General features: G+C 65.7%; 28 protein-coding genes and 1 riboswitch. Of the genes, 15 read left to right on the plus strand and 13 right to left on the minus strand.

Annotation, left to right across the window (positions count from 1 at the left end; all coding sequences use genetic code 11):
• Window positions 1-33: 33 nt before the first annotated feature.
• From KUD94_RS00065 to KUD94_RS00075, 3 genes are read left to right on the plus strand one after another with little or no spacing between them, the layout of a single operon-like run.
• Window positions 34-792: an amino acid ABC transporter permease gene (locus tag KUD94_RS00065; protein ID WP_218237899.1), complete on the plus strand. Its 759-nt coding sequence runs from the start codon at window positions 34-36 to the stop codon at window positions 790-792.
• A gap of 1 nt (window position 793) precedes the next feature.
• Window positions 794-1,462, plus strand: coding sequence for an amino acid ABC transporter permease (locus KUD94_RS00070; protein ID WP_218237900.1), 669 nt, complete (start codon window positions 794-796; stop codon window positions 1,460-1,462).
• Window positions 1,463-1,485: 23 nt separating this feature from the next.
• On the plus strand, window positions 1,486-2,223 hold the full coding sequence (locus KUD94_RS00075; protein WP_218239136.1) for an amino acid ABC transporter ATP-binding protein: 738 nt from the start codon (window positions 1,486-1,488) through the stop codon (window positions 2,221-2,223).
• Between the two features lie 42 nt (window positions 2,224-2,265).
• On the opposite strand, the gene KUD94_RS00080 is transcribed toward KUD94_RS00075, so the two are convergent.
• The 8 genes from KUD94_RS00080 to KUD94_RS00115 all read right to left on the minus strand — a co-directional run bounded on the left by KUD94_RS00080 (window position 2,266) and on the right by KUD94_RS00115 (window position 9,132).
• Window positions 2,266-3,087 carry an HAD-IIB family hydrolase gene (locus KUD94_RS00080; protein ID WP_218237901.1) on the minus strand — a complete coding sequence of 274 codons (822 nt, stop codon included), beginning with the start codon at window positions 3,085-3,087 and terminating at the stop codon, window positions 2,266-2,268.
• The gene (locus tag KUD94_RS00085; protein ID WP_218237902.1) at window positions 3,084-3,359 is read right to left on the minus strand and encodes a hypothetical protein; all 276 of its coding nucleotides are present in this window, start codon (window positions 3,357-3,359) and stop codon (window positions 3,084-3,086) included. The genes KUD94_RS00080 and KUD94_RS00085 overlap by 4 nt, the downstream gene beginning before the upstream one ends.
• 19 nt (window positions 3,360-3,378) lie before the next feature.
• Complete coding sequence (locus KUD94_RS00090; RefSeq protein WP_218237903.1) at window positions 3,379-4,341, minus strand: glycosyltransferase family 2 protein; 963 nt, start codon at window positions 4,339-4,341, stop codon at window positions 3,379-3,381.
• Between the two features lie 22 nt (window positions 4,342-4,363).
• A complete protein-coding gene (locus tag KUD94_RS00095) occupies window positions 4,364-4,714 on the minus strand; it encodes a hypothetical protein (RefSeq protein ID WP_218237904.1) in 351 nt (116 codons plus the stop codon).
• Between the two features lie 4 nt (window positions 4,715-4,718).
• Window positions 4,719-6,839 (minus strand): hypothetical protein, encoded by a 2,121-nt coding sequence (locus tag KUD94_RS00100; protein ID WP_218237905.1) that lies wholly within the window; start codon window positions 6,837-6,839, stop codon window positions 4,719-4,721.
• 74 nt (window positions 6,840-6,913) lie between these two features.
• Complete coding sequence (locus KUD94_RS00105; protein WP_218237906.1) at window positions 6,914-8,539, minus strand: peptide chain release factor 3; 1,626 nt, start codon at window positions 8,537-8,539, stop codon at window positions 6,914-6,916.
• A 12-nt stretch (window positions 8,540-8,551) separates the two neighbouring features.
• Window positions 8,552-8,866, minus strand: coding sequence for a type II toxin-antitoxin system RelE/ParE family toxin (locus KUD94_RS00110; protein WP_255568880.1), 315 nt, complete (start codon window positions 8,864-8,866; stop codon window positions 8,552-8,554).
• Window positions 8,863-9,132: a type II toxin-antitoxin system ParD family antitoxin gene (locus KUD94_RS00115; RefSeq protein ID WP_218237907.1), complete on the minus strand. Its 270-nt coding sequence runs from the start codon at window positions 9,130-9,132 to the stop codon at window positions 8,863-8,865. The genes KUD94_RS00110 and KUD94_RS00115 overlap by 4 nt, the downstream gene beginning before the upstream one ends.
• 79 nt (window positions 9,133-9,211) lie before the next feature.
• Window positions 9,212-9,293: riboswitch (S-adenosyl-L-homocysteine riboswitch) on the plus strand.
• Between the two features lie 70 nt (window positions 9,294-9,363).
• Here KUD94_RS00115 and ahcY point away from each other — a divergent pair.
• From ahcY to KUD94_RS00130, 3 genes are read left to right on the plus strand one after another with little or no spacing between them, the layout of a single operon-like run.
• Window positions 9,364-10,791, plus strand: coding sequence for an adenosylhomocysteinase (gene ahcY / locus KUD94_RS00120; RefSeq protein ID WP_218237908.1), 1,428 nt, complete (start codon window positions 9,364-9,366; stop codon window positions 10,789-10,791).
• A gap of 12 nt (window positions 10,792-10,803) precedes the next feature.
• A complete protein-coding gene (metF, locus tag KUD94_RS00125) occupies window positions 10,804-11,640 on the plus strand; it encodes a methylenetetrahydrofolate reductase [NAD(P)H] (RefSeq protein WP_218237909.1) in 837 nt (278 codons plus the stop codon).
• Window positions 11,640-12,317, plus strand: coding sequence for a septal ring lytic transglycosylase RlpA family protein (locus tag KUD94_RS00130; RefSeq protein WP_218237910.1), 678 nt, complete (start codon window positions 11,640-11,642; stop codon window positions 12,315-12,317). The genes metF and KUD94_RS00130 overlap by 1 nt, the downstream gene beginning before the upstream one ends.
• A 15-nt stretch (window positions 12,318-12,332) precedes the next feature.
• Here the strand turns inward: KUD94_RS00130 and KUD94_RS00135 are convergent, their stop codons facing one another.
• Window positions 12,333-13,211 carry a 23S rRNA (adenine(2030)-N(6))-methyltransferase RlmJ gene (locus KUD94_RS00135; RefSeq protein ID WP_218237911.1) on the minus strand — a complete coding sequence of 293 codons (879 nt, stop codon included), beginning with the start codon at window positions 13,209-13,211 and terminating at the stop codon, window positions 12,333-12,335.
• Between the two features lie 88 nt (window positions 13,212-13,299).
• On the opposite strand from KUD94_RS00135, the gene KUD94_RS00140 reads away from it, so the two are divergent.
• Entirely contained in the window at window positions 13,300-14,469 is a 1,170-nt protein-coding gene (locus KUD94_RS00140; RefSeq protein WP_218237912.1) for a pyridoxal phosphate-dependent aminotransferase, read from the plus strand.
• 6 nt (window positions 14,470-14,475) lie between these two features.
• Here KUD94_RS00140 and KUD94_RS00145 read toward each other — a convergent pair whose 3' ends face one another.
• The 3 genes from KUD94_RS00145 to KUD94_RS00155 all read right to left on the minus strand — a co-directional run bounded on the left by KUD94_RS00145 (window position 14,476) and on the right by KUD94_RS00155 (window position 19,843).
• On the minus strand, window positions 14,476-16,251 hold the full coding sequence (locus KUD94_RS00145) for a bifunctional UDP-sugar hydrolase/5'-nucleotidase (protein ID WP_218237913.1): 1,776 nt from the start codon (window positions 16,249-16,251) through the stop codon (window positions 14,476-14,478).
• Window positions 16,252-16,326: 75 nt separating this feature from the next.
• Window positions 16,327-18,393 carry a methionine--tRNA ligase gene (metG, locus tag KUD94_RS00150; protein WP_218237914.1) on the minus strand — a complete coding sequence of 689 codons (2,067 nt, stop codon included), beginning with the start codon at window positions 18,391-18,393 and terminating at the stop codon, window positions 16,327-16,329.
• A gap of 202 nt (window positions 18,394-18,595) precedes the next feature.
• Complete coding sequence (locus KUD94_RS00155; protein ID WP_370625901.1) at window positions 18,596-19,843, minus strand: patatin-like phospholipase family protein; 1,248 nt, start codon at window positions 19,841-19,843, stop codon at window positions 18,596-18,598.
• A 183-nt stretch (window positions 19,844-20,026) separates the two neighbouring features.
• Between KUD94_RS00155 and KUD94_RS00160 the strand changes: the two genes are divergently transcribed.
• Window positions 20,027-20,674, plus strand: a complete 648-nt coding sequence (locus tag KUD94_RS00160) for a DUF47 domain-containing protein (protein WP_218237916.1) — start codon at window positions 20,027-20,029, stop codon at window positions 20,672-20,674.
• Window positions 20,675-20,711: 37 nt separating this feature from the next.
• The gene (locus KUD94_RS00165; protein ID WP_218237917.1) at window positions 20,712-21,722 is read left to right on the plus strand and encodes an inorganic phosphate transporter; all 1,011 of its coding nucleotides are present in this window, start codon (window positions 20,712-20,714) and stop codon (window positions 21,720-21,722) included.
• A 105-nt stretch (window positions 21,723-21,827) separates the two neighbouring features.
• Here the strand turns inward: KUD94_RS00165 and KUD94_RS00170 are convergent, their stop codons facing one another.
• Window positions 21,828-22,274 (minus strand): NINE protein, encoded by a 447-nt coding sequence (locus tag KUD94_RS00170; RefSeq protein WP_218237918.1) that lies wholly within the window; start codon window positions 22,272-22,274, stop codon window positions 21,828-21,830.
• A gap of 152 nt (window positions 22,275-22,426) precedes the next feature.
• On the opposite strand from KUD94_RS00170, the gene rpsP reads away from it, so the two are divergent.
• The 6 genes from rpsP (at window position 22,427) to KUD94_RS00200 (ending at window position 26,453) form a co-directional block, all read left to right on the plus strand.
• Entirely contained in the window at window positions 22,427-22,678 is a 252-nt protein-coding gene (gene rpsP, locus KUD94_RS00175; RefSeq protein ID WP_218237919.1) for a 30S ribosomal protein S16, read from the plus strand.
• 104 nt (window positions 22,679-22,782) lie between these two features.
• A complete protein-coding gene (rimM, locus tag KUD94_RS00180; RefSeq protein ID WP_218237920.1) occupies window positions 22,783-23,358 on the plus strand; it encodes a ribosome maturation factor RimM in 576 nt (191 codons plus the stop codon).
• A gap of 14 nt (window positions 23,359-23,372) precedes the next feature.
• Complete coding sequence (trmD, locus tag KUD94_RS00185; RefSeq protein WP_255568882.1) at window positions 23,373-24,140, plus strand: tRNA (guanosine(37)-N1)-methyltransferase TrmD; 768 nt, start codon at window positions 23,373-23,375, stop codon at window positions 24,138-24,140.
• 127 nt (window positions 24,141-24,267) lie between these two features.
• Window positions 24,268-24,654: a 50S ribosomal protein L19 gene (gene rplS, locus KUD94_RS00190; RefSeq protein ID WP_218237921.1), complete on the plus strand. Its 387-nt coding sequence runs from the start codon at window positions 24,268-24,270 to the stop codon at window positions 24,652-24,654.
• Between the two features lie 85 nt (window positions 24,655-24,739).
• The gene (locus tag KUD94_RS00195; RefSeq protein ID WP_218237922.1) at window positions 24,740-25,444 is read left to right on the plus strand and encodes a CoA pyrophosphatase; all 705 of its coding nucleotides are present in this window, start codon (window positions 24,740-24,742) and stop codon (window positions 25,442-25,444) included.
• Window positions 25,445-25,472: 28 nt separating this feature from the next.
• Window positions 25,473-26,453, plus strand: coding sequence for a CobD/CbiB family protein (locus KUD94_RS00200; protein WP_218237923.1), 981 nt, complete (start codon window positions 25,473-25,475; stop codon window positions 26,451-26,453).
• Window positions 26,454-26,469 lie beyond the last annotated feature (16 nt).

Raw genomic sequence — 26,469 nt, forward strand, 5'->3', positions numbered from 1 at the left:
GCTGCGGCGCCAGCACGCCGCGAAAGGAATGCAATGGCCATGGATTGGGAAGTGTTCTGCAAGGACACCCTGGACGGGGTGGTGCAGTCGGGCTGCTTCGGCAACGGCCGGGACATCACCTACCTGGACTGGTTGCTGTCGGCCTGGGGCTGGACGGTATCGGTATCGCTCACGGGCCTGGTGATTGCGCTGGTGGCCGGCTCCATCATCGGCGTGATCAGGACGCTGCCCGCCAGCCCCTGGCTGGTGCGCTTTGGCAATGCCTGGGTAGAGCTGTTTCGCAACATCCCGCTGCTGGTGCAGATCTTTCTGTGGTACTTCGTCGTGCCGGCGCTGGTGCCGCCGATGAAGGCCTTTCCGCCCTTCATCCTGGTGGTGCTGGCGCTGGGGTTCTTCACCTCGGCGCGCATTGCCGAGCAGGTGCGCGCAGGCATCCAGGCCCTGCCCAAGGGCCAGCGCTACGCCGGCATGGCCATGGGTTTCACGACAGTGCAGTACTACCGCTACGTGCTGCTGCCCATGGCGTATCGCATCATCATCCCGCCGCTGACCAGCGAATCGATGAACATCTTCAAGAACTCGGCCGTGGCCTTTGCGGTGTCCATCCCCGAACTCACCCAGTACGCGCTGCAGGTGGGCGAGGAGACCGCGCGGCCGATCGAGGTCTACATCGCGGTGACCATCCTCTACGCCATTTCGGCTTTCGTGATCAACCGCATCTTCGCCTTCATCGAACGGCGCGCCCAGGTGCCGGGCTTCGTCGTCGCCGGTACCGGCGCGGGGGGGCACTGAGATGCTCAACCTCGACTTTTCCTTTTTGAACTGGACCTTCATCCAGGGCTTCATCCTCAAGGGCCTGTGGTTCAGCATCACACTCACCGTGGTGGCTACGGTGGGCGGCATCTTCTTTGGCACGCTGCTGGCGCTGATGCGGTTGTCGGGCCAGAAGTGGCTGGTTCTGCCTGCGGCTTTCTACGTGAACGTGATGCGCTCGGTGCCGCTGGTGATGGTGATCCTGTGGTTCTTCCTGCTCGTGCCCTTCATCATCGGGCGGCCGGTGGGGGCCGAGTATTCCGCCTTCATCACCTTCATCGCGTTCGAGGCGGCGTATTTTTCCGAAATCATGCGCGCGGGCATCCAGTCGATCCCGCGTGGCCAGGTCTATGCCGGCATGGCCATGGGCATGAGCTACGGGCAGAACATGAAGCTCGTCATCCTGCCGCAGGCCTTTCGCAACATGATCCCGGTGCTGCTCACGCAGACCATCATCCTGTTTCAGGACACTTCGCTGGTTTACGCCATCGGCGCCTACGACCTGCTCAAGGGCTTCGAGACCGCGGGCAAGAATTTCGGCAGGCCGATAGAGACCTATCTGATGGCTACCGTGGTGTACTTCGTCATCAGCTATTCGCTGTCTTCCGTGGTCAAGCGCATCCACGGCAAGATCGCCATCATCCGCTAAAGGAGTCCGGCATGGCCGAACGCATGATCGAGTTGAAGAACGTCTCCAAGTGGTATGGAGCCATCCAGGTGCTCAACGACTGCAACCTGGGTGTCGACAAAGGCGACGTGGTCGTCGTCTGCGGCCCCTCGGGTTCGGGCAAATCCACGCTGATCAAGACCATCAACGCGCTCGAGCCGGTGCAAAAGGGCGAGATCGTCGTCAACGGCACCGTGGTGACCGATCCGCGCACCGACCTGCCGCGCCTGCGCAGCCAGGTCGGCATGGTGTTCCAGCACTTCGAGCTGTTTCCGCACCTGTCGGTCACAGAGAACCTGACGATCGCCCAGGTCAAGGTGCTGGGACGCAAGCTGGACGACGCCAAGGCACGCGGCCTGAAGATGCTCGACCGCGTGGGCCTGATGGCGCACAAGGACAAATTCCCCGGGCAGTTGTCGGGCGGTCAGCAGCAGCGCGTGGCGATTGCGCGGGCCTTGTCGATGGACCCCATCGTGATGCTGTTTGACGAGCCAACCAGCGCGCTCGACCCCGAGATGGTCGGCGAGGTGCTCGACGTCATGGTCAAGCTGGCGAGCGAAGGCATGACCATGATGGTGGTCACGCACGAAATGGGTTTTGCGCGCAAGGTGGCAAGCCGCGTGATCTTCATCGACGTGGGCGGCCACATTCTGGAAGACTGCTCCAAGGACGAATTTTTTGGCCATCCCGAGAACCGTCAGCCGCGCACCAAAGACTTCCTGAGCAAGATTCTGCAGGGCTGAAACCCTCAAAAAAGAGAGCTGCCTGCGCTTGTTGGATAAGGGCTAGAGCCTGTTTTTGTTCAAAATTGCGCGTGCCAACTCGGCAAACCCCGCGCCGCGCTCACCCTGCGTCACGTAGCGCGGCGGGTGCTTGAGCTGCGGCAGAAAGCGCGCGATGTTGGCCACACCCACGCTGTGCGTGAAGTGCTCGAACATGCGCTCGTCGTTGGTGGAGTCGCCCACGTAGACCCAGCGCTCCTGCTCTGCGTCCAGATCGCGCCCAAAGAGCTCGCGCACGATCCAGCGCGCGCCCCCGAGCTTGTCGTGGCTGCCGTACCAGCCATTGATGTGGATGCTGCTCACGCTGGCATTCATGCCCGCCGCGTGCATCATCGCGACGCATGCGTCGATGGCGTCCTGGGGCAGGTGGGTGAACTCGCTGTGGTCTATGGCGATGTCGCATTCGCGCCCCGCCGAATCCTGCGCCCGCCGCGCGCCCGGCACCTGCGCCTCGATCGCCGCCAGAACCTCTTGCATGCGTGCGTACTGGCGTGCGCGCGTGGCGGCGTTTTGTTGATATAGTTTTTGTAGCTGCCGGCGCACGTCCGGAGGGCGCTTCGGGCCATTTTTGTCAGTATTCTCAGGCAGTAGAGCCACGGCGCCGTTCTCGGCCACGATCGCATCGACCGGCCAGGCGGCGGCAAAGGGCGCGCTCCAGCCCACGGGCCGCCCGGTGATCGCGATCAGGTGCAACCCCGCGGCTTTCAGATCGCCCAGCGCGGCCAGGGCGTCGGCGGTGATCGCGCCGTCCGTGGTCAGGGTGTCGTCGATGTCGGTGAACAGGCCCGCGAGCGGGCCGGGGTGCCATTGGTTCAGCGGTTTCACGAAAGCAGCTTCAGCAGAGGACGCTCCACCCAGCGATACCAGAGCAGGCTGAGCAGCACGATGACGATGGGCAGCGCAACAAGAAAGGCCAGCAGCAGGCGCGGCGACTGGATGTCCAGGTGAAACCGCCACCGGCCGCTGGCGTCGAGCAGGAAGGTGTGCAGCAGATAAAGACTGTAAGACGCATCGCCGATGGCGACCAGCGCCCACGGATACCGGTGGCGGCTACCCGCGCGCTCGCCATCACTTCGAATGACGCTGTGGGCCAGCATACCTTGACTGAGGGCTGCGTCAGCGCTCGTCATCCACCAGCGTCGGTGTCAGGGCATCGCGCGGGACGTTGCTGACGTCGTAGTGCAGAAAGGCGATCAGGAACTGGATGCCTATGATCAGCGGCAAGGCGGCGAGCATGACCGTGCCACTGCTGGCCGCCCGACCAGTGAGCAGGCTGTCGAGCCAATGCACGCCGCCGAAGACGGCGCCCAGCAGGCACAGCATGGCGCCGAGCAAGCTGTAGAGGCTGCCGATGTTGAAGTCGCGCAGCAGGTACAGGTAGGCGTAGCGTTTGACCAGCCGCACCGCGTGCTTGCCCAGGAACTCGGGCAGCACCTTCGATACCTTCAGGTTGGACGCCTCCTCGCCATACACCGCATCCATGGGGACGTCGTGCACCACGGCGCGTATGGTGTTGAGGTGGTAGAGCATGTCCGTTTCGAAGAAATAGCGGCGCTCCAGCTTTTGAAGCGGCAGCTTGCGCAGCACCGCCGTGTGCACCGCGGTGTAACCATTGGTCGGGTCCATGGACGACCAGTAGCCGCAACTGAACTTGGTCATCAGCGACAGCACGGCATTGCCGAACAGGCGCACCGGCGGCATGCCACGCAGCGATTCAGGGCGGTAGAAACGGTTGCCCTTGGTGTAGTCGGCCTGGCCACGTGCGATCGGCCGTACAAACTGTGGCAGCAGCGCGGGGTTCATCTGCCCGTCGCCATCCACCTTCACCACGACGTCCATGCCGTCTGCAATGGCCGCTTCGTATGCCGTCACGACTGCGCCGCCGACACCCCGGTTCTCGGCGTGGTAGAGCACGCGCACCCGGGGATCGCGGTTGTTCTCTTCGATGAAGCGGCCGCTGCCGTCCGGACAGGCGTCGTCGACCGCGTACACGGCTTGCACCTCAGGACCAATGGCGGCGATCACGCTGAGCACGTGTTCGGTGACCTTGTAACAGGGGATGGCGACGGCGATGCGCATTGACTTCGCTACTCGCTCGTTCTCACCAAGCATGTGCAGTAATAGTGATCCCCACCAGGATAAGGGTGCCTCCGACGAACGTCTGCGCGTGGATAGGTTCATTCAGCAATAACTTAGCGAGCAACGGAACCAAGATAAAAGCCAGTGCCATAAAAGGGTAGGCCAAATGTAAGGGTGCCTGCCGCAACACCCAGATCCATACTACGGTAGTGACTCCATAGAGGATGATTGCGGCGAGTAACCAACTATTGGAAATCCAGTTCATCAACTCATTGGTGTCTGCTAGTGAAAGAGCCGCTTTCTTGAATAGAACCTGCCCTAGAGAGATTCCTAATACACACAATAGTGTAACAATAGTGGTCGAGTGTGTCATAAAACTAATTGAATGTCTTTGTGCGGATAGGAATATCGGCGCGAATTTCGAACCAGAACAGTCCCCCGTGAGAGCCAATCTCGTTCAAGAAAGGGTTGCGGCGTAAAAGTACAGCGTCCTTTTGTTCAGCGACTACGCGCTGCGCTCCGGTGGCAGAGAAATCGAAGCGGCGCGGATCAAGTGTAACGTTGACTACGTCTGCCTGGGCGCTGTTCACTTTGAAAGGTAGCGCTGTTTCGAGATGATCGAGCGTGAAAAACAGGTGCTGATAGCGATTTACTACAGGCCAGTCGCTTTCCGGCAAGCCAATTCTTTTCCAGAACCTGCGGTGTGGGTAGTACAGGACGCCGCCGACCGTGGGGACGCCTGCAGCAGCAAGCATCATCGACGGAGTAACGCTGTCTCCAACCGCAAGCGTGCGAAAAAAGTGTGTCGGTTGGGTGCCTGACGACGCGAAGGCAGTACTTGACGAAGATAAATGGGCAGCGCGAGGGGCTCTAGACACGGGATTGAACGTCAGTGTTGCGCCTAGGCCCAGGATGACGGTTAAAAAAGCCGCTGCACGCATTCGACCTCGAACCAACCACCACGCTCCGCAACCAGCCGCTAACGTTGTCGCCGCCTGCAAAACGATACTGTTGCTTGTAATCACTCCCGGCGGGAGTACCAAAAATTCCAGAGCCGCCAGAGCTGCGCTTGATCCTGCTATGCCCCAAGCTATCCAAGTGCGCTGTCGTGTGGAGAATGCGTAACCATTGCGGCGATTGGCATAAACTAGTGCCATCACTGTTGTACACGCCAGTGCAAAAGAAAGATCAAGGCGGGTAGAAGTGACGTAGCTCCAAAGGGTTATCTTCGCTAGCCAAGGCGGAATCCCGAAAAAGCGGAACGCCAGACAAAATAGCATGAAACCGACGCATGCTCGCATTACCCAATGGTGGGAAGATGATTTCTTGCAGTGCCAAAGGCCCAGGAATAAAATCGGAATGGGGTAAAAGAAGTATGAGCTGACTTCGCTTTGGTTTACTCCCGGGCCCGTACCGTAATTAAGTGCTTCTATATTCAGATAGCCCCGTAAGGTCCACCATGGTGCATCAATTTCGCCTCCATGCAAGACGGTTCGGCTTCCGGGGTACACTGTCGCTCGCACAAGCGCAACGGCATCCGATGTATCGAACCACCAACTTCCTAACAGAGTGGCGGCCAAAAGGACCGCTATCCCGGCTCCGATCCATTGCGGTGCGTGGCAGCGGAGCCTTTTTTTTTGATCCACCAACCATCCGATTGCCAGCGCGAGCATTAGACTGCCGACTGTAACCTGCCAAGGTGGATAAAGTACCAATACCCATCCAGCAATAAGTATGCCCAGAACGCTCCCGAGAATTGCCGCTACAAATATTTTTCTGGTTTGAAGCAACCAAGCAGTGCAAGTAAACGCTGCCAAGGGAAGGAAAGTTACATACAAAGGCCACAGAGACCATGCTGCGGCGTACGGCTGGACGCAAAATGCGGTAGCCAAAAGCAAGTTGAATCCCTGGTGCTGCGGATTTAGCACCCCCAATGCCTTCCATAAGAACAAGAGGCATGCAAAGAGCGCAAACTGCCAATGCCAGCTCAGTGCTTGCCGCAGTGGAAATATAAAGAAGCCCCAAGTCGCCGGGCGTGCCGCGGCCGCTAGCTGTGCAATGGGGACACCGGTCATGCCGATTACCCCCATATTCTGTCCGGAAACCCCCAGATTTTCGTTGACCACAGGGAATTTGGGTGCATGGTTCCATTGCGCCAAGATATTTGGAGTCAATACCAGCCATTCGTCTGAGCGAATTGGTTGAGGACTGAACAGATGGCTCTGCTGCCCTTCGAATACCAAGGTTTTTCCGCTGCCTCCATTCCAAGGGCTTTCTATCAATAATTGGGCCGAACTTCCTGTGATTCCCGCCGCGACCAGCAGCATAAAAATCCCAACTATCGTTGCGGTAATACGCTTGGTGTGAAGTTGGGAGAGTTTTTCGAGGCGATCCCCCCAGTGCTGCAGACGCGCCACACGTGGCAAGGGCAGGAGGACGAGCACGGAGGCCATAAAGAGCCAATGTCTCAGCGGAATGCCAAGTTCAGAATGAAGCATAAATTCCGCGGCGGATCTGGACGGTCGACTTTGAAAAGCGTGTGCACTTTTTGGCGTGTCGGACCGCCAAATGGCTATGCGTCCTGCAACGCCAACCCCGCATGCTCACGCAGCGGGTGAAAGTGAATCTTCGGAAACCGCTCCTGCGCCAGGCGCACGTCGTAGGGGCTGGTGCACAGGTAGGCCAGCGCGTCGGCCGCGTCGTGGGCCATGCGCAGGGGGTAGGCGTTCTCGAACTCGCGCAACTCGGCGGGGGTGTCGGCGCTGATCCAGCGCGCGCCGGTGTACTGGCAGCCTTCCAGGCGGATGTCGCAGTCGTACTCGGTCTTCAGGCGGTGCTGCACCACTTCAAATTGCAGTTGGCCGACGGCGCCCAGCAGCATGTTGCCGCCGGCGTCGGGCTTGAAGACCTGGATCGCGCCTTCCTCGCCCAACTGCATCAGGCCCTGCTGCAGTTGCTTGGTGCGCAGCGGGTTCTTCAGCACCACGGTCATGAACATCTCCGGAGCAAAGAAGGGCAGGCCGGTGAATTGCAGCGCCGGGCCGTCGGTGATGGAGTCGCCCAGTTGCACGCCGCCGTGGATGGTAAACCCGATGATGTCGCCTGCGTAGGCCTCTTGCACGGCCTCGCGGCGCTGGCTCATGAAGGTGACGACGCTGGTCGGGCGCAGCTCCTTGCCGGTGCGCTGCACACGCATCTTCATGCCGGGCGTGTATTTGCCCGAGGCGATGCGCACGAAGGCGATGCGGTCGCGGTGGTTGGCGTCCATGTTGGCTTGCACCTTGAAGACCACACCGGCAAAGCCGGGGTCTTCGGGGCGCACGCTGACCTGCACGCGCTCGCGCCCCGCTTCCTTGTAGGCGGTGCGGGGGCCGGGGGGCGGCGACATGTCGACGACGGCGTTGAGCACCTCCTGCACGCCGAAGTTGTTCACGCCCGAGCCGAAAAACACCGGGGTGAGCTTGGCCGCCAGGAATTGTTCATGGTTCCACTGGGCCGAGGCGCCCACGGCCAGCTCCATGCTCTCCAGTGCCTCGTCAAAGGCGCTGCCAAAGCGCCGGCGCAGCGTCTCGGTTTCGCTCAAGGGGATGACTTCGAAGTCCTGCGGACGTTTTTCCGTGCCGGCCTGAAACACGGTCATGGTCTGGGTGCGCAGGTCGATGATGCCGCCAAAGCTCTTGCCATGTCCCACGGGCCAGGTGATGGGGCAGCAAGGCATGCCCAGTTCGCGCTCCACTTCGTCCAGGATGTCGAGCGCGTCGCGCACCTCGCGGTCCATCTTGTTGACGAAGCTGATGATGGGCGTGTCCCTCTGGCGGCAGACCTCGATCAGGCGGCGCGTCTGCGCCTCCACGCCGTTGGCCGCGTCGATGACCATCAGGGCCGAATCGACGGCGGTGAGCACGCGGTAGGTGTCTTCGGAGAAGTCCTTGTGGCCGGGGGTATCGAGCAGGTTGATGACGTGATCACGGTAGCTCATCTGCATGACCGAGCTGGCTACCGAGATGCCGCGCTGCTTTTCGATCTCCATCCAGTCGGACGTGGCGTGGCGGCTGGCCTTGCGGCCCTTGACGGCGCCGGCGATCTGGATCGCGCCCGAGAACAGCAGCAGCTTTTCCGTCAGCGTGGTCTTGCCCGCGTCGGGGTGGGAGATGATGGCGAAGGTACGGCGGCGCCGGGTTTCTTGGGCGAAGGACACGATGGAAAAACTTTACTTTGACTGCAGGTGCCGGGGAATGTTGCTGGCCTGGTGCAGCACGCGCAGCACGTCGATGTGGTCGGCGTGTTCTATGTAGAAGACGGAATAGGGGAAACGTGTCAGTGGCCAGAAACGCAGGTTGTTGATGTGCAGTTTGCGGGCGTGGCGCGGCGAGCCGGTGCCGGGGTGTTGGGCAATGTGTTGCAAAGCCAGCTCCAGTTCGTCCAGAAACCGATCGGCCACACCTTTGGATGCGTGCTCCGAGTAGTAGGCGATGGTCTGATCGATGTCCTGGCTGGCTTGGATGCGGCGATGCAGCGCTTTCACGCGGATTTGCTTTCGGCGTTGCGTGCCGCAGCAATGCGTGCGCGCAACTGCGCGCGGTGCTCCTCCCATGAACGCGGGTCGAAGTCTGAATCGAGCCCCTCCTGAATCAGCGCGGCAAAGCGCTCCTCGGCGGCGCGTTCCTCGTCGCGGCGCACCAGATCGCGCATGTATTCGCTGGTGCTGCTGTAGCCGCGCGCCTGCACGCGAGCATCGACGAAGGCCTTGAGTTCGTCGCTCAGCGAGATGTTCATGGTCACGGTGCTCATGGGCTGCGATTTTAGATCGCATGGCAAGGATTGCCAAAGACCGGGAGGCCTGAAAAAACGGCATCGGTATAATTTTTCCCCTTCCGAGGAGCGTTGCAGCACCCCCGGCCTGCGGGGTGCGAGGCTCGGAAACTTCTTTTCTGCAACGACGCTCACCCACGCTGTGCCGGTGCGGTGAATCGTGACGCGAGACGCTGGCGGCGTGGATCGTTTCTTTTGAAGGACCACACCATGAGCGCTGTTCTCTCTGCCTCCCCCGATCACGTGATCGCCGATATCTCCCTGGCCGGCTGGGGCCGGCGCGAGATCGCCATCGCCGAAACCGAAATGCCCGGCCTGATGGCGATCCGCGAAGAGTTCGCCGCGAGCCAGCCGCTCAAGGGCGCGCGCATCGCCGGCAGCCTGCACATGACGATACAGACGGCCGTGCTGATCGAGACGCTGAAGGCCCTGGGTGCGCAGGTGCGCTGGGCCTCGTGCAACATCTTTTCGACGCAAGACCACGCGGCCGCGGCGATTGCCGAGGGCGGCACGCCGGTGTTTGCCATCAAGGGCGAGAGCCTGGCCGACTACTGGGACTACACCCATCGCATCTTCGAGTTCGGCGCCAAGGGGACGGATGGCGAAGGCCCGAACATGATTCTGGACGACGGCGGCGATGCCACTTTGCTGATGCACCTGGGCCAGCGCGCCGAGAAGGATGCCGCGGTGCTGGCGCACCCGACGAGCGAGGAAGAGCGCGTGCTCTACGCCGCGATCAAGACGAAATTGGCGCAAGACCCGAGCTGGTACACGCGCAAGAGCGCCCAGATCATCGGCGTGACCGAAGAGACCACGACCGGCGTGCACCGCCTCAACGACATGTCGGCCAAGGGCACGCTGCTGTTTCGCGCGATCAACGTCAACGACTCGGTCACCAAATCCAAGTTCGACAACCTCTACGGCTGCCGCGAATCGCTGGTGGACGGCATCAAGCGCGCGACCGACGTAATGATCGCCGGCAAGGTGGCGCTGGTGGCCGGCTATGGCGACGTGGGCAAGGGCTGCGCGCAGGCGCTCGCTGCCTTGCGCGCCCAGGTCTGGGTGACCGAGATCGACCCGATCAATGCGCTGCAGGCGGCGATGGAGGGCTACAAGGTGGTGACGATGGAGTACGCCGCCGACAAGGCCGACATCTTCGTGACCACGACCGGCAACAAGAACGTGATCCGCCACGAGCACATGGCGGCGATGAAGAACGAGGCCATCGTTTGCAACATCGGCCACTTTGACAACGAGATCGACGTCGCCTCGCTGGAAAAATACCAGTGGGAAGAGGTCAAGCCCCAGGTGGACCACATCATCTTCCCCGACGGGCACCGCATCACGCTGCTGGCCAAGGGGCGCCTGGTGAACCTGGGCTGCGCCACCGGCCATCCGAGCTACGTGATGAGTTCGAGCTTTGCCAACCAGACGCTGGCGCAGATCGAGCTTTTCACCAAGCCGGATGCCTACCAGCCGGGCAAGGTCTACGTGCTGCCCAAGTTGCTCGACGAGAAGGTCGCGCGCCTGCAACTGAAGAAGCTCGGCGTTGAGCTCACCACGCTCACGCCCGAGCAGGCGGCCTACATCAACGTGCCGATCGAAGGCCCGTACAAGTCCGATGCCTACCGCTATTGAGGGCACCGCGCCATGGCTCTACCCCTGAGTCTCGAGTTCTTTCCGCCCAAGACGCCCGAAGGGGCGAGCAGACTGCGTGCGGCGCGCCAGCAGCTCTATGCGCTCGCGCCCGAGTTCTGCTCGGTCACCTACGGTGCGGGCGGCTCTACCCAGGCCGGCACCTTCGCCACGGTGCAGGAGATACTGGCCGAGGGCGTGGCGGCGGCTTCGCACTTTTCCTGCATAGGCGCGACGCGCGCGGGCGTGCGCGCGCAGCTCGCGCAGCTCAAGGCCATGGGCGTAAAGCGCCTCGTCGCCCTGCGCGGCGACCTGCCCAGCGGCTACGGCATGGGCGGGGAATTCCAGTACGCGAGCGATCTGGTGGCCTTCATCCGCGCCGAGACCGGGCGCGACTTCCGGATCGAGGTGGCGGCCTACCCCGAGATGCACCCGCAGGCGCGCTCCCCCGAGGCGGACCTGAAGGCCTTTGCCGCCAAGGTGCAGGCCGGCGCGGATTCGGCGATCACGCAGTACTTCTTCAACGCCGACGCCTACTTTCGCTTTGTCGACGAAGTGCGCGCGGCGGGGCTGGAGCTGCCCGTCGTGCCCGGCATCATGCCCATCCTGGGCGCGACGCAGCTGCTGCGCTTTTCCGACGCCTGCGGCGCCGAAGTGCCGCGCTGGCTGCGTCTGCGTCTGCAGGGCTTTGGTGACGATGTGGCGAGCATCCGCGCCTTTGGCCTGGACGTGGTGGCGCGCCTGTGCGAGCGCCTGGTGGCCGGCGGCGCGCCCGCCCTGCATTTCTACACCATGAACCAGGGCGCGCCGACGCTGGAGCTGTGCCGCCGGCTGGGGCTGGGGCAGGCCTGATGCCCGGCGGGCGCGGCCTGCGGCGCGCGGCCGGCATGGCCTGGCCGCTGGCGCTGCTCATGGCCTGCGCCGCCCCGCCCCGGCAGGAGCCGGGCCTGCCGCCGCCGCAGCAGACAGCGCCCAGCGGCCAGGCCGCGCAAACTCCGCCCGCGCTCACTGCGCCGCCCGCAAGCGATAGCGCGGCGCGCGAGACTGCGCCGCCACGGACGGCGGGCGCACCAGCGCCGCCCGCCGTGCCCGATGCCTGGTCGCTGCTGCCAACGCCCGAGCCGCCAGAACCCCCCGAGCCGGACGCCGACGAAGCGCCCGATGCGCTGCTGCTCGACCAGGGCCTGGCCTCGTGGTACGGGCCTGGCCTGAACGGGCGGCGCACTGCCAGCGGCGAGCGCTTTGACCGCCTGGACTTCACCGCCGCGCACCGCACCCTGCCGTTTGGCACGCGGGTGTGCGTGCGCAGCCTGGCAGACGGCAAGGCGGTGCTGGTGCGCATCAACGACCGCGGGCCGTTTTCCGGCAATGGCGAGCGCGTGGTGGATCTGAGCCAGGCGGCCGCGCGCGAGCTCGGCATGACCGGCCTGGGCATCAAGGCGGTGCAGTTGTGGCAGGTCGATGAAGACGGCAGCGGCTGCGTGCCTGCGCTGGGCGCTGCGCCCGCGCCGCCGCCCGCGGGGCGCTGAGCCGGGGGCGGCGGCTCAGCCCGCTTCCAGCAGGTGGCTGGCGTGGCCGTCCTGCGCCAGCAGGCGCGCCAGCGGCGCCAGCGCCTCCTCCAAGCGCGCCTGCAGCGTATAGGGCGGGTTGACCAGAAACATGCCGCTGCCCGGCAGGCCGGGGCGCTGCTCGCTGCCGTCCTCGCCCCGGCGCAGGCGCGCCGACTTCACCGTCAGGCTGGCGTGCAGCCAGGGCTTGCCCGCGCGCGTGGCCAGCGCCTTCAGGCGCCGCGGCAGCTCGTGCGCCTCGGGGCGCGCAATCACCGGGTACCAGATGGCATAGCAGCCCGTGGCAAAGCGCTTGAGCCCCTCTTGCAGCAGACCGTACACGCGCGCATAGTCGCTCTTCAATTCATAGCTTGGATCGCACAACAGCAAAGCGCGGCGGGGCTGCGGGGGCAATAATTTCTTGATGCCCTCAAAGCCATCTTCGGAGAGCACGCTGATCTGCTTGCCTGCCTGCAGCTGCGCCAGGTTGCGCACCAGCGTGGGCAGGTCGCTGGGGTGGATCTCGAACAGGCGCAGGCGGTCTTGCGGGCGCAGCAGGCGCTGGCTGATGAAGGGCGAGCCCGGGTAGATGCGCAGGCCGCCCTGGGGGTTGAAGCTGCGCACCAGCTCCAGATAGTCCTGCAGCAAGGGCGGCAGCTCGGCGGCCTGCGCCAGGCGCAGCACGCCGTCGACGGCTTCGCCGCTGGTGCGCGCATAGTCGCCGTCCAGCCGGTACAGGCCGGCGCCGGCGTGGGTGTCTATCACCGCGAGGCCGGTGTCCTTTTGCGTGAGGTGGCGCAGGCAGGCGACGAGCACGGCGTGCTTGAGCACGTCGCCGTGGTTGCCGGCGTGAAAGGCGTGGCGGTAGCTGAACATAGGGGCGCAATGGTAGCTGCAGCGCCTGTTTTCGCCGCACGCGGGCCTTGCCGATGTGCGATGCTTCGCCTTTGCCGGAAAGGGACGCATGCGCAAGACGATACTGGAGCTGCAGCCCTCGCAGATACGCGAGGTGGCCAACCTGGGCATGGGCCGCCCCGAGGTGTTGCCCTTCTGGTTTGGTGAAAGCGATGAAGCCACGCCCGAGGCGGTGCGCGCCGCGGCCATGGATTCGCTGCAGGCGGGCGAGACCTTCTACACCCACAACCTGGGCCTGCCCGCGCTGCGCGAGGCGCTGGCGGCCTACGTGAGCGGCCTGCACGCGCCGGTGGCGGCCGAGCGTATCGCCATCACCTCCGGCGGCGTGAACGCGCTGATGCTGGCCATGCAGGTGCTGGTCGGTGCGGGCGACGAGGTGGTGGTGCTCACCCCGGTCTGGCCCAACCTCACCGGCCAGCCGCAGATCATGGGCGCGCGGGTGCGCTGCGTGGCGCTCAAGCCGCAGGCCGATGGGGCCTGGGCGCTGGACCTGCCCGAGCTGCTGGCCGCGATCACGCCGCGCACCCGGCTGCTGGTGCTCAATTCACCCAACAACCCCACGGGCTGGACGCTCACGCAGGGCGAGCAGCAGGCGATTCTTGCGCACTGCAGGGGCACTGGCACCTGGATACTGTCCGATGAGGTGTATGAGCGCCTGTACTACCGCGATGACACCGCCAGCGGCGCCGCGCCCTCGTTCCTCGATCTGGCGCAGCCAGAGGACAGGCTGGTGGTGGTGCAGAGCTTTTCCAAGGCCTTTCTGATGACCGGCTGGCGCCTTGGCTGGATGGTGATGCCGCCCGCGATGGCGGCGCAGATGGGCAAGGTGATCGAGTTCAACACCTCGTGCGCGCCGGTCTTCGTGCAGCGCGGGGCGCTGGCGGCGCTCGCCCAGGTGGAAGCGATCACGCCGCGCATCGTCGCCCACATGCGCGCCTGCCGCGACGCGCTGGTGCCGGCGCTGCAGGCGCTGCCCGGCGTGCGCACCAGCCGGGCGCCCGGGGGCATGTATGCGTTTGTGCAGATAGCAGGCTTTGCCGATTCGCTGGCCCTGGCCAAGCGCCTGGTGCTGGAGGCCGGCGTGGGCTTGGCGCCGGGCGCGGCGTTTTCGCCCGAGGGCGAGGGCTGGCTGCGCTGGTGCTTTGCCTCGCGCGACTTGGCGCGGCTGACGCAAGGCGTGCAGCGCCTGGGCCAGTGGCTGCACAGTCAGCGCGGCTGATGCGGTTCAGTTCAGGGCGGTGATGCGCGCGGCCGTCGGCAGCGCCATCGGTGCCTTGCTGCTTTGCTCGCGCAGGTAATCGGCCAGCGCATCCACGTCCAGACCGCCGCCGACGATGTCGCGCCCTTGCGTGAAGACGCTGAAGTTGTCGCCCCCCGAGGCCAGGTAGTTCTGCAGCCCGACGCGGTAATCCTGCGTGGGCACGATGGCTTGACCATTGAGCTGCATCTGGCTGATGCGCTGCCCGGTGGGCCGGCTGCGGTCAAACGCATAGCTGAAACCTTGTGAAACCTGCAGGATGCGCGGGCTCTGCACGGTATTGCTGCCGCTGTCGAACTGCTGCTCCAGCACGGCCTGCAGCTGCGCGCCCGTGAGGCTCAGGCTCAGCAAGGTGTTGCCAAAGGGTTGCACCGCGTAGACCTGGCCGTAGCTCACCTGGCCCTCCGCGCCGGGGACGAGGTCGGCGCGCACGCCGCCCGAATTCATGAAGGCGATTTGCGCGCCGCCGGCCTGCGCGCCCCGGGTGGCGGCAAGCAGCGCGTCGGCGGTGATGCGCCCGAGCACGCTTTCGCCATTGGGCAGCAGACTGCGCGTGGCGGCAGCGGCCAGACGCCCGGCCGGGGCGCTGGCCAGCGGGGCCGCGGCGGCGGCGTAGCGCTCGACCAGCGCTTGCACTGCCGGCTCCGGCGGGTAGCCCGGCGGCAGCGTTGCGTCATTGCCCTCTGCGGCGCTGCGCACGATGTGCTGGCGGGCGCTGCGCTGCACCACGCGTCGGCGCGCCAGGTCCACGCTCAAATTGATTTCGGTGAGCAGCGTGCCGTAGACGCCGGCGCTGGTCAGCAACAAGGGCTTGGCCGGGTCGATGTGGCGGTAGTCGCACAGATAGGCCTGGTGGGTGTGGCCGGAGATGACCACGTCCACTTCGCTCGACAGGCGCTGCACGACGGGCAGGATGTCGCCCGAAAGGCCGTCGCAGCTCGTGTCTTGCAGCGGCTGGCGGCTGCTTGCGCCCTCGTGGATCAACACCACGATGAGGTCGGCCCCCTGGGCGCGCAGTGGTGCGATCTGGGCGTTGGCGGCTTCGGCCTCGTCGGTGAAGGCAAGGCCTTGCACGCCGCTGGGGCGCACCATGTGCGGGGTGTTCTTCAGCGTCAGGCCGATGAAGCCCACGCCGATGCGCGCGCCGTCCTGCTCGAAAAACCTGACGGCGCTGGGCGCAAACAGCGTGGCGCCGCCGCTGCGCTCGGTGTTGGCCGTCAGGTAGCGAAAGCGCGCGCCCTCAAAGGGCTGGCTCAGCTGGCAGGGAATCTTGGCGGTGTGGCGCTCGCAGCCGCCGTCTTGCATGCGCTTGAGCTCTTGCCAGCCCTGGTCGTATTCGTGGTTGCCTGTGGCGGCGAAATCCAGGCCGATGAGGTTGAGCGCCTCGATCGTCGGTTCGTCGAGAAACAGCGAGGACACCAGCGGCGAGGCACCGATCAGGTCGCCCGCCGCCACTACTGCGGTGTGTGGCCGCTCGGCCTTCAGGCGGGCGACCAGCGTGGCCAGGGCGGCGGCGCCCCCCGCAGGCACGGGCCGCGGCGCCTCGCCGGCGGCGGCCGCGTTCACGCTCAGGCCGGGCGGCTGCAGGTTGCCGTGAAAGTCGTTCAAGCCCAGCAGCGTGATCTGCATGTGCTGCGGCAGGCTCGGCTCCTGCGAGCTGCCACAGCCCCAGAGCAGCCCCAGCGCAAGCGCCCAGAGCGCGGCCAGACGCCCGAGACCTGCGACCGTGAACCCTTGCTGCATGGACTGAGCCTCCTGCCGGGATATGAATGAAATCGGCCTCAAACGCTTGCTGGGCGCGCGCTGGCAGCTATCAATTCAGCGAATGCGCATGCCAGGCTGCGCGCCGGGAAAGGGCTCGAGCACATGGATGCCGGGGTGCGCCTTCTCGTCCGCGTGGCTGGCGGCGAGCACCATGCCCTCGCTCACGCCGAACTTCATCTTGCGCGGCGCCAGGTTGGCCACCAGCACGGTGAGCTTGCCCTGCAGCTGCTCGGGCTGGTACATGCTGGAGATGCCCGAGAACACATTGCGCAGCCGCCCCTCGCCCGCATCCAGCGTGAGCTGCAGCAGCTTGGTCGAGCCCTGCACCGCCTTGCATTCGACGATGCGGGCCACGCGCAAGTCCACCTTGGCGAAGTCCTCGATCTTGATCTCGGGCGCGATGGCTTCGCCGCCGGGCAGCGGCTGCGCCTGCGCCGGCTCGGGCAGGGCGAAGAGCGCATCCAGTTGCTCCGTGGTCACGCGCTGCAGCAGGTGCTGGTACTGGCCTATGGCGTGGCCCGCGCCCAGCAGGCTTTGCGCATCGCTGAACGCAAGCGGCGCCACCTTCAAAAAGGCTTCGACCTGCTGCGCGGTGTGCGGCAGCATGGGCTTGAGGTAGATGGTCAGCAGGCGGAAGGCCTCGATGCAGGTGCTGCAGACCTCGTGCAGGCGCTGCTCCATGCCCTCCTGCCTGGCCAGCTCCCAGGGTTTGTTGGCGTCCACAAAGCTGTTGACCTTGTCGCACAGCAGCATGATGTCGCGCGCGGCGCGGGCGGTGTCGCGCTCTTCGTAGGCCTGCACGATGGCTGGGCGCTGCGCGCGCAAGTCGGCCAGCAGCGCTTCGCCCTCGCTGCCCGGCTCGCCGAGGCGCCCGCCAAAGCGCTTGGCGATGAAGCCGGCGGCGCGGCTGGCGATGTTCACGTATTTGCCCACCAGGTCGGCGTTGACGCGCGCCATGAAGTCTTCGGGGTTGAAGTCGATGTCTTCGTTGCGCCCGTTGAGCTTGGCGCCCAGGTAGTAGCGCAGCCATTCGGGGTTCATGCCGAGCGCCAGGTATTTGAGCGGATCGAGCCCGGTGCCGCGGCTCTTGCTCATCTTCTCGCCATTGTTCACCGTCATGAAGCCGTGCACGCAGATCTTGGTCGGTGTCTTGCGGCCGCTGAACTTGAGCGTGGCGGGCCAGAACAGCGTGTGGAAGGTGATGATGTCCTTGCCGATGAAGTGGTACTGCTCAAGCATGGGGTCGGCCATGTAGGCCTCGTAATCCTCACCACGTTTTTCGAGCAGGTTCTTCAGCGACGCCAGATAGCCGATCGGCGCATCGAGCCAGACGTAGAAATACTTGCCCGGCGCATCGGGGATCTCGATGCCGAAGTAGGGCGCATCGCGCGAGATGTCCCAGTCGTCCAGGCCGCTGCTGGTGCTGCCGTCGGGCTTGGTGCGCGTGCCAAACCATTCCTTGATCTTGGCCGCAACCTCGGGCTGCACATGCTTGCCGTTTTGCGTCCACTCTTTCAGAAACTCCACGCAGCGCGGATCGGACAGCTTGAAGAAGAAGTGCTCCGAGGTCTTCAGCTCGGGCCGGGCGCCCGAGAGCGCCGAATAGGGGTTGATCAGCTCGGTCGGCGCATACACCGCGCCGCAGACCTCGCAGTTGTCGCCGTACTGGTCCTTGGCGTGGCAGCGCGGGCACTCGCCCAGGACGTAGCGGTCGGGCAGGAACATGCCTTTTTGCGGGTCGTAGAACTGCTCTATGGTGCGGGTCTCGATCAGGCCATTGGCTTTCAGATCCAGGTAGATCTGCTGCGCCAGCTCGTGGTTTTCGGGTGCGTCGGTGCTGTGCCAGTTGTCAAAGGCGATGTGAAAACCGTCCAGGTATTCCTTGCGCCCGGCGGCAATCTCGGCGACGAACTGCTGCGGCGTCTTGCCGGCCTTCTCCGCGGCAATCATGATCGGCGCGCCGTGCGCGTCGTCGGCACCGACGAAGTTGACCTCGGCGCCCGCCATGCGCTGTGCCCGCACCCAGGTGTCGGCCTGGATGTATTCCATGATGTGGCCGATGTGGAACTTGCCGTTGGCATACGGCAGGGCGGTGGTGACGAAGATCTTGCGCGCGGACATGGCTGGGGAAGGAGCAGGGCAAAACCGGGCATTGTAGAAAAGGCCCGGGCGCGGCCTCAGCGCGCTTCATCCACCGGCTTGTCGCGGTACATGGCCTCGTCGGCGCAGCGCAGCAGGTCGCTCGGGTTCTCGCCGTCGCGCGGAAACAGCGCATGGCCCATGGCGGCGCCCACGCCCTGGGCCTGGCCGTCGCGGCCCGCGCTCAGCCGTGGGCCTCTTGCCCGGCCCGGGCGGGCAGGGTCCAGCCGAAGAAGGCCAGCACCTCGTCGCGGCGCGCGGCCACGTCGGCGCGGCCCAGCGCCATCAGCTCGCGCGTGTAGCTCTCTTCAAACAGCAGATAGCTGGCCAGCGCGGCGCTGCGGATCTCGCCCTGCTGGGCGGACACGCCTATGCTGCCCAGCAGCGTGCGCAGCGCCACCGGCAGGCACTGCACATGGCGCGCGGCCACGGCATCGAGGCGCTGCGAGGGCGCGATCACCAGCAGTTGCATCGGACGCAGCACGCTGCTGGCGCGCAGGTGCGGCGGAATCAGCGACAGCGTCTTGTTGATGCGCTGCATGCGCTCCACGTCCACCCACAGCGCGTCCAGGAAGATGTTGGACAGCGCATGCCCCGCCACCTGTGCAAGCGAGGGGTAGCCGGAAGACGGCGCGGCCGTGGGGTCGCGCCCCGACTCGTGCATGCGCCCCGCGCCCACCACCAGGATGCGCTCGGCCCCGAGGTGGATGGCCGGCGCGATCGGCGCCGACTGGCGCATGGAGCCGTCGCCGAAGTACTCGGTCGCGCCGTCGATCTCAATGCCCTGGGCCGGAAAGATGAAGGGAATGGCCGAAGAAGCCAGCAGATGCTCATGGCGGATTTCGTCGCGCACCGAGCGCCGCTGCGAGCGCACCCAGGGCACGAGCCGGTCGCCCGCTTCAAAAAAAGTGATGTGCTCGCCCGAGCTGTAGCTGGAGGCGGTGATGGCCAGCGCATGCATGTGCCCCTGGCGCATCAGCAGCGGCAGGCGCACCAGCGGCACCAGTTGCTGCAGCAACCGGGCCAGCGGCGCGTTGTCCAGCAGCGAGCGCGGGCGCATGCGCTTCCAGCGCGCGAGCATCCAGCCCAGCGAGAGCAGCGTGAGCCAACTGGCGCCGCTGCGCAGCATGCTGATCGAGTCCGAGCGGTAGACGTGGTGCGTGTGAAAGTGGCTCCAGACGCGCGCCACGCGGCGCACCGCGCGGTCGAACTGGTCGGCCCCGCAGGCCAGGGCGGCGGCATTGATCGCCCCGGCCGAGGTGCCGGCCATGACGGGAAAGGGGTTGCTGCGCGCGCCCGGCTCGCACAGCCGGCGCAGCTCGGAGATGCCCTGGAGCACGCCGACCTGGTAGGCCGCGCGGGCGCCGCCGCCGGTCAAGACCAGCCCTGTCAGCGGCGCTGGGGCGCCGGGCGTGCTGGGGGCGGCTGGCAGGCCTTGCATGGAGAGCGGCGAAGCGCAGGGTAATCAAACTTGGGCGTTATAGGAGATTTGCCCGTTTGTGAACAGTTCGGGTGAATACGGGGTTGCCGTGGGTAAAATCACCGCCGTCACGGCCCGCAACACGCGATCGGCGTGGTCCGCGCGGCCGTCCACTTGATCCCACCAGGAGCGTGCATGCTGTTCGGAAAATTATTGCCCCGCGAGGGCAATTTTTTTGAGATGTTCAACCAGCATGCCCATTGCATCGTCGATGCCTCCAATGCCTTTTCGGCGCTGGTGGCCAACTACGCCGATCCGCGCATGCGCGAGAAGTACCAGCACGAGGTCGACGACGCCGAGCGCGCCGCCGACCGCGTCACGCACGAAGTCAACCGCGCGCTGCACCGCACCTTCATCACGCCGATCGACCGGGAACAAATCCACCTGCTGATCAACAGCATGGACGACGTGGCCGACCTGCTGCAGGACACGGCCGAGGCCATGGCCTTGTACGACCTGCAGCACGTGACCGAAGAGGTAGTGCTGCTGTCGGACCTGAGCGCCAAGTGCTGCGCGCTGGTGCAGGAGGCGGTGCAAAAGCTCGGGCGCATTGCCGAGCCGGCGGTGACCGAGCAGGCGCTCAAGCTGTGCGAAGAGATCGACCGCCTGGAGGGCGACGCCGACCGCGTGCTGCGCAGCGCCATGAGCAAGCTGTTTCGCGACTCGGTGGACGCGCGCGAGATCATCAAGCTCAAGGAAATCTACGAACTGCTGGAGAGCGTCACCGACAAGTGCGAGGACGTGGCCAACCACATCGAGGGCGTGATCCTCGAAAACTCCTGACCCCGCCCAGCCCTTCGGCCCTCTTCGCAAAGCGCACATGGATACCGTACAGACCGCCCTGTGGGTCGTGACCCTGCTGGTGGCGCTGGCCATCGCCTTCGACTTCATGAACGGCTTTCATGATGCGGCCAACTCGATCGCCACCGTGGTCTCTACCGGCGTGCTCAAGCCCACGCAGGCGGTGCTGTTTGCCGCCTTCTTCAACGTGGTGGCGGTCTTCGTCTTTCACCTGAGCGTGGCGGCCACGATAGGCAAGGGCATCGTGGACATCCACGTGGTGGACACGCACGTGGTCTTTGGTGCGCTGGTGGGTGCCATCACCTGGAACATCATCACCTGGTACTACGGCATACCCAGCAGTTCTTCGCATGCGCTGATCGGCGGCATCGTCGGCGCGGTGATCGCCAAGACCGGGGCCGAGGCGCTGGTGGCCAGCGGCATCTTGAAGATCGTGGTGTTCATCTTCGTCTCGCCGCTGCTGGGCTTTGCGCTGGGCTCCATCATGATGGTGCTCATGGCCTGGCTGCTCAGGCGCGTGCGCCCGCAGCGCGTGGACCGCTGGTTTCGGCGCCTGCAACTGGTATCGGCCGGCGCCTACAGCCTGGGCCACGGCGGCAACGACGCGCAAAAGACCATAGGCATCGTCTGGCTGCTCTTGATCGCCACCGGCTACGCCTCGGCCTCGGACGCCGAGCCGCCGCTGTGGGTGATAGGCGCGTGCTACTCCGCGATGGGGCTGGGCACCATGTTCGGCGGCTGGCGCATCGTCAAGACCATGGGGCAGAAGATCACCAAGCTCAAGCCTGTGGGGGGCTTTTGCGCCGAGACCGGCGGCGCGATGTCGCTGTTCCTCGCAACCTGGCTGGGCATACCGGTGTCGACCACGCACACCATCACCGGCGCCATCGTCGGCGTGGGCTCGACCCAGCGCGCGAGCGCGGTGCGCTGGGGCGTGGCGGGCAACATCGTCTGGGCCTGGATCCTGACGATTCCGGCCAGCGCCTTCGTCGCCGGCGTGGCCTACCTCATCAGCCTGCAGCTCTACTGAAATATCAAAAACAATAGCTGCGAGCGATTGTTCGGCAAGGGCTGTGGCCGTTTTTCATTGAAAACCTTGCCGGCGCGCGCCCGGCACAGACTGCACGCACAGCGCCTACTGCGAGATCTTGCGCGCTTCCTCGATCTGGTACTGCCAGAAGTGCTCGAAGCCGAAGGCAATCGTGGCCATCAGCACCGCTGCGCCCACCAGCAGCGCGGCGGCCACGCCAAAGACCGTCAGCCAGTAGGTGCGCCCAGCAGGGTGTTCGGGCGCCGCGCCCGGGTTGTGGCGCGCATTCCATTTTTCCTGCGGCGCCAGGCCGTAGACGATGGCGGTGAGCGCGCAGGCCGCAACCACCAGGCCCAGCAGCGGCACCAGCACCCAGCTGAGCTGGTCGTCCACGCCAAGCTGGCGGATGCGCTCCACGCCGTACAGGCCCAGCGCCGTGGGCACGGGCAGCAGCCAGCCCAGCCAGTCGCCCGGCCCGTGCAGATAAAAGCGGTGCAGCCCGAGCGGCCCGCCAAGGAACGCCAGCCAGGTGGCAAGAGTCTTGTGCTTCATGGCGTGGATTATTCCCCGAGTTGCCCAGCCGCTATAATGCCGGGCTTTGCTGCGTGTCGCTGGCCGGGTGGCCAGTTGCGTGTCTCAAACGCCGCAAGATCCGCCGCCCCCGGCATGGGCAGGGACGCGGCAACCACCCGAAGGATACAAACATGGTCGTCATTCGACTCTCGCGCGGCGGTGCCAAGGGCCGTCCGTTCTTCAACATCGTCGTGGCCAACAAGCGTGAGCGCCGCGACGGCCGCTTCATCGAGCGCGTGGGTTTTTACAACCCCTCGGCCAAGGGCGGTGAAGAAGCGCTGCGCGTGGTACAAGACCGCGTCACCTACTGGAAGGGCGTGGGCGCGCAGCCCTCTCCCACCGTGGAGCGCCTGCTCAAGCAAGCTGCCAAGCAGGCCGCCTGAGCCCAGTCTCAGCGGCCAGCACGCACAGCGGGTTCGTCGGCAGGGCTGGCGAACCCGTTTTGTTTTCCCGCCCGCCCGGGCTTGAGCTTGTGCAATTGCCACCGATGAACGAAACCCTCTTGCTGCCCGCAGCCGCCTTGCCGCACGACGCCGTCGAAGTCGGGCGCATTGGCGAAGCCTGGGGCGTCAAGGGCTGGTTCAAGGTGTTTGCCCACAGCCCCGAGCCCGAGGCGCTGCTTGCCACGCACGACTGGTTCCTGCAGCCAGCGACGCGGGGCGCGAAAAACCCGTTTTCCGGCACCGTGCATCTGGCGGTGCGCGAGGCGCGCGTGCATGGCGACGCGCTGGTTGCCAGCGCGGCGGCAATTGCCGACCGATCGGCCGCCGAGAGCCTGCGCGGCGCGCGTGTCTTCGTCTCGCGCGCGGCCTTCCCCGCGCCCGCGGACGACGAGTTCTACTGGGTGGATCTGATCGGCCTTGCGGTGCGCAACCGCGAAGGCCAGGCGCTGGGCACGGTCAAGAGCCTGCTGCCGTCGGGGCCGCAGACCACGCTGGTGCTGGAATACGCGGACGAGGAGGGCAAGCCGCGCGAGCGCCTGATCCCCTTCGTATCCGCCTTCGTCGACCGCGTCGACCTGCCAGGCAAGTGCATCGAAGTGGACTGGCAGGCCGACTACTGAGCCCGGGCCCGCCGATGCGTTTTGACCTCATCACGCTGTTTCCCGAGCTGTTTGCGCCCTTTCTGGCCAGCGGCGTCACGCGCCGCGCCTATGCCTCGGGGCAGGTTCAGGTGCGGCTGTGGAATCCGCGCGATTACGCCGAGGGCCAGTACCGCCGCGTGGACGACCGTCCCTTTGGCGGCGGGCCTGGCATGGTGATGCTGGCCGAGCCGCTGGCGCAGTGCCTGGCCGCCATCCGCGCCGACCGCGCCGAAGCGCCCGGGGCGCAGGCGCCCTGCGTGCTGTTTTCGCCGGCGGGGCGGCGCCTGGACCAGGCCGGCGTGCAGGCCTGGGCGGGCGGCGAGGGCGCCATCTTGCTGTGCGGGCGCTACGAGGGGGTGGACCAGCGCTTTGTCGACAGCTGCGTGCAGCAGCAGATCAGCCTGGGCGACTTCGTGCTCTCGGGCGGCGAGGTGGCGGCGATGGCGCTGCTCGACGCGGTGGCGCGCCTGCAAGAGGGCGTGCTGCACGACGCCCAGAGCGCCGAGCAGGACAGCTTCAGCCCCGCGCTGCAAGGCCTGCTCGACTGCCCGCACTACACCCGCCCCGAGGTCTGGCGCGGCCAGCAGGTGCCGCCGGTGCTGCTGGGCGGCAACCACGCCGAGATCGCGCGCTGGCGCGAGCAGCAGCGCCTGGAACTGACGGCGCGCCTGCGCCCGGACTTGCTTGGCGCGCCCGGGCAAACTCCGACTGGGCAGGACGCATCGACCGCGCGCCGCGCGCCCACGGGCGGCGACAGCTGAATCCGCTTGTATAATCGCCTGTTTTTTTGATCCTCTGCCCGGCCGGTGCGCCAATGAGCGCCCACCACAAGGCACCATGGTGGTGCCGCAGCCAATCATGGCGCGGACATGATCAAGGGATGAAGCCATGAATTTGATCCAGACCCTGGAACAGGAAGAAATCGCCCGCCTCAATTGCACGATTCCTTCCTTTGCCCCCGGCGACACCGTCGTGGTCAGCGTGAACGTCGTCGAAGGCACGCGCAAGCGCCTGCAGGCCTACGAAGGCGTGGTGATCGCCAAGCGCAACCGCGGCCTGAACAGCGCCTTCACGGTGCGCAAGATCTCCAGCGGCGAAGGCGTGGAGCGCACCTTCCAGACCTACAGCCCCTTGATCGCCAAGATCGAGGTCAAGCGCCGTGGCGACGTGCGCCGCGCCAAGCTGTACTACCTGCGCGGCCTGAGCGGCAAGAAGGCGCGCATCAAGGAAAAGCTCCCCTCGCGCGTCAAGGTCGACGACGCCCCCGCGTCCTGATCCGCAAGCGGCGCGCCCTGCGCCGCAAGCCCTGCCTGCAAAGCCGCTACAGTGCACGCGCCTGTGGCGGTTTTTTGTTGTCCCCATGCCCGTGGTCAAGCCCTCAGCCACCCCCGACTTCGTCCTGCCGCAATTCGACCCGCGCAGCCTGCCTCTGGTCGGTGACAGCTGCGCACTGCCGCCGGTTGCGCCCTCGGCGCTGACGCCGCAGGCGCTGCGCGAGCGGTTTTCCCGCCCGCCGATCTGGACGCCGGAGATCCAGCAAGAGCCGCGCTACGCCGCGCGCCAGCCGGCGCAGGCGGCGGTGCTGGTGCCCATCGTGCTGCGCGCCCAGCCCACGGTGCTGCTCACGCAGCGCACGCGGCATTTGTCCACGCATTCGGGGCAGGTCGCCTTTCCGGGCGGGCGCAGCGACCCTGGCGATGCCGACGCCGCCGCCACCGCGCTGCGCGAGGCGCACGAAGAAGTGGGGCTGGCGCGCAGCGGCGTGGAGGTGCTGGGCGCGCTGCCGGTGTACGTGACCGGCTCGTCCTTTCTGGTCACGCCGGTGGTGGCGCTGGTGCAGCCGGACCTGCCGCTGCAGGCCAACCCGGCCGAGGTGGACGAGATTTTCGAGGTGCCGCTCCTCTTTCTGCTCGACCCGGCCAACCACCGGCGCCAGACGCTGCACTGGAAGGGGCTGCAGCGCCAGTGGTACGCCATGCCCTACGAGGACGGCGCGGCCACGCGCTTCATCTGGGGCGCCACTGCCGGCATGCTGCGCAACTTCTACCGCTTCATGGCCGCCTGATGCGGCGGCGCCCGCTATCATTTGGCGCATGAATTTCTTTGCCATCGTGCTGGCCTTGTTGATGGAGCAGGCGCGTCCGCTGGCGCGCAGCAACCCCATCCACGAAGGCCTGCGCGCCTGGGCGCTGTCGGCGCGGCGCAATTTCGACGCCGGCAGCCGCTTTCACGGCTGGCTCACCTGGGGCCTGGCGGTCGGCGTGCCGCCGCTCGTGGTGCTGCTGGTGTACTGGCTGCTGCTCTACCAGCTTGGCTGGCCGCTGGCGCTGCTGTGGAACGTGGTGGTGCTCTACATCACGCTCGGGTTTCGCCAGTTCAGCCACCATTTCACCGGCATCCGCGACGCGCTGGAGGACGGCGACGTGGCGCTGGCGCGCGAGCGCCTGGCCGACTGGAAGCAGGTGCAGGTGGCGCAGTTGCCGCGCAGCGAGATCGTGCGCCACGTGATCGAGTATTCGGTGATTGCCGCGCACCGCCATGTGTTCGGCGTGCTCACCTGGTTCTGCGCGCTGGCCATGCTCGGCCTGGGTCCCAGCGGCGCGGTGCTCTACCGCATGGCGGAGTTCGCCTCGCGCCACTGGGGGCCGAATGCGGCCGTGCCCGAATATCCGCCGAGCGAGCCGCTGACCCAGGCCGCAGCGCGCGCCTGGCAATGCATGGACTGGCTGCCCGCGCGCCTCACGGCCTTGTGCTTTGCGCTGGTGGGCAGCTTCGAGGACGCGATCGAGGGCTGGCGCTTTCACGCACAGCGCTTTCCCGGCGACAGCGACGGCGTGGTGCTCGCGGCCACGGCCGGCGCCATCGGCGTGCAGCTCGGCGGTGTGGCCTTGCGCAGCCGCGGCGCGCGGCCTGCAGCGTTTGAAGCGGGCGGGCCGCTGGGCGACAGCGACGCTACCCCCGGCCAGCTGCCGCAGGTCGGGCATTTGCGCAGCGTGGTGGGGCTGGTGTGGCGCTCCGTCGTGGTCTGGATGCTGGTGCTGGCCTTGCTGACCCTGGCACGCTTGCTTGGCTGATTTGATAGCTGCTGGC

Origin of the sequence: Comamonas sp. NLF-1-9 (assembly GCF_019195435.1) — a bacterium.
In the GTDB taxonomy this organism is placed as follows: Bacteria; Pseudomonadota; Gammaproteobacteria; order Burkholderiales; family Burkholderiaceae_C; genus Comamonas_C.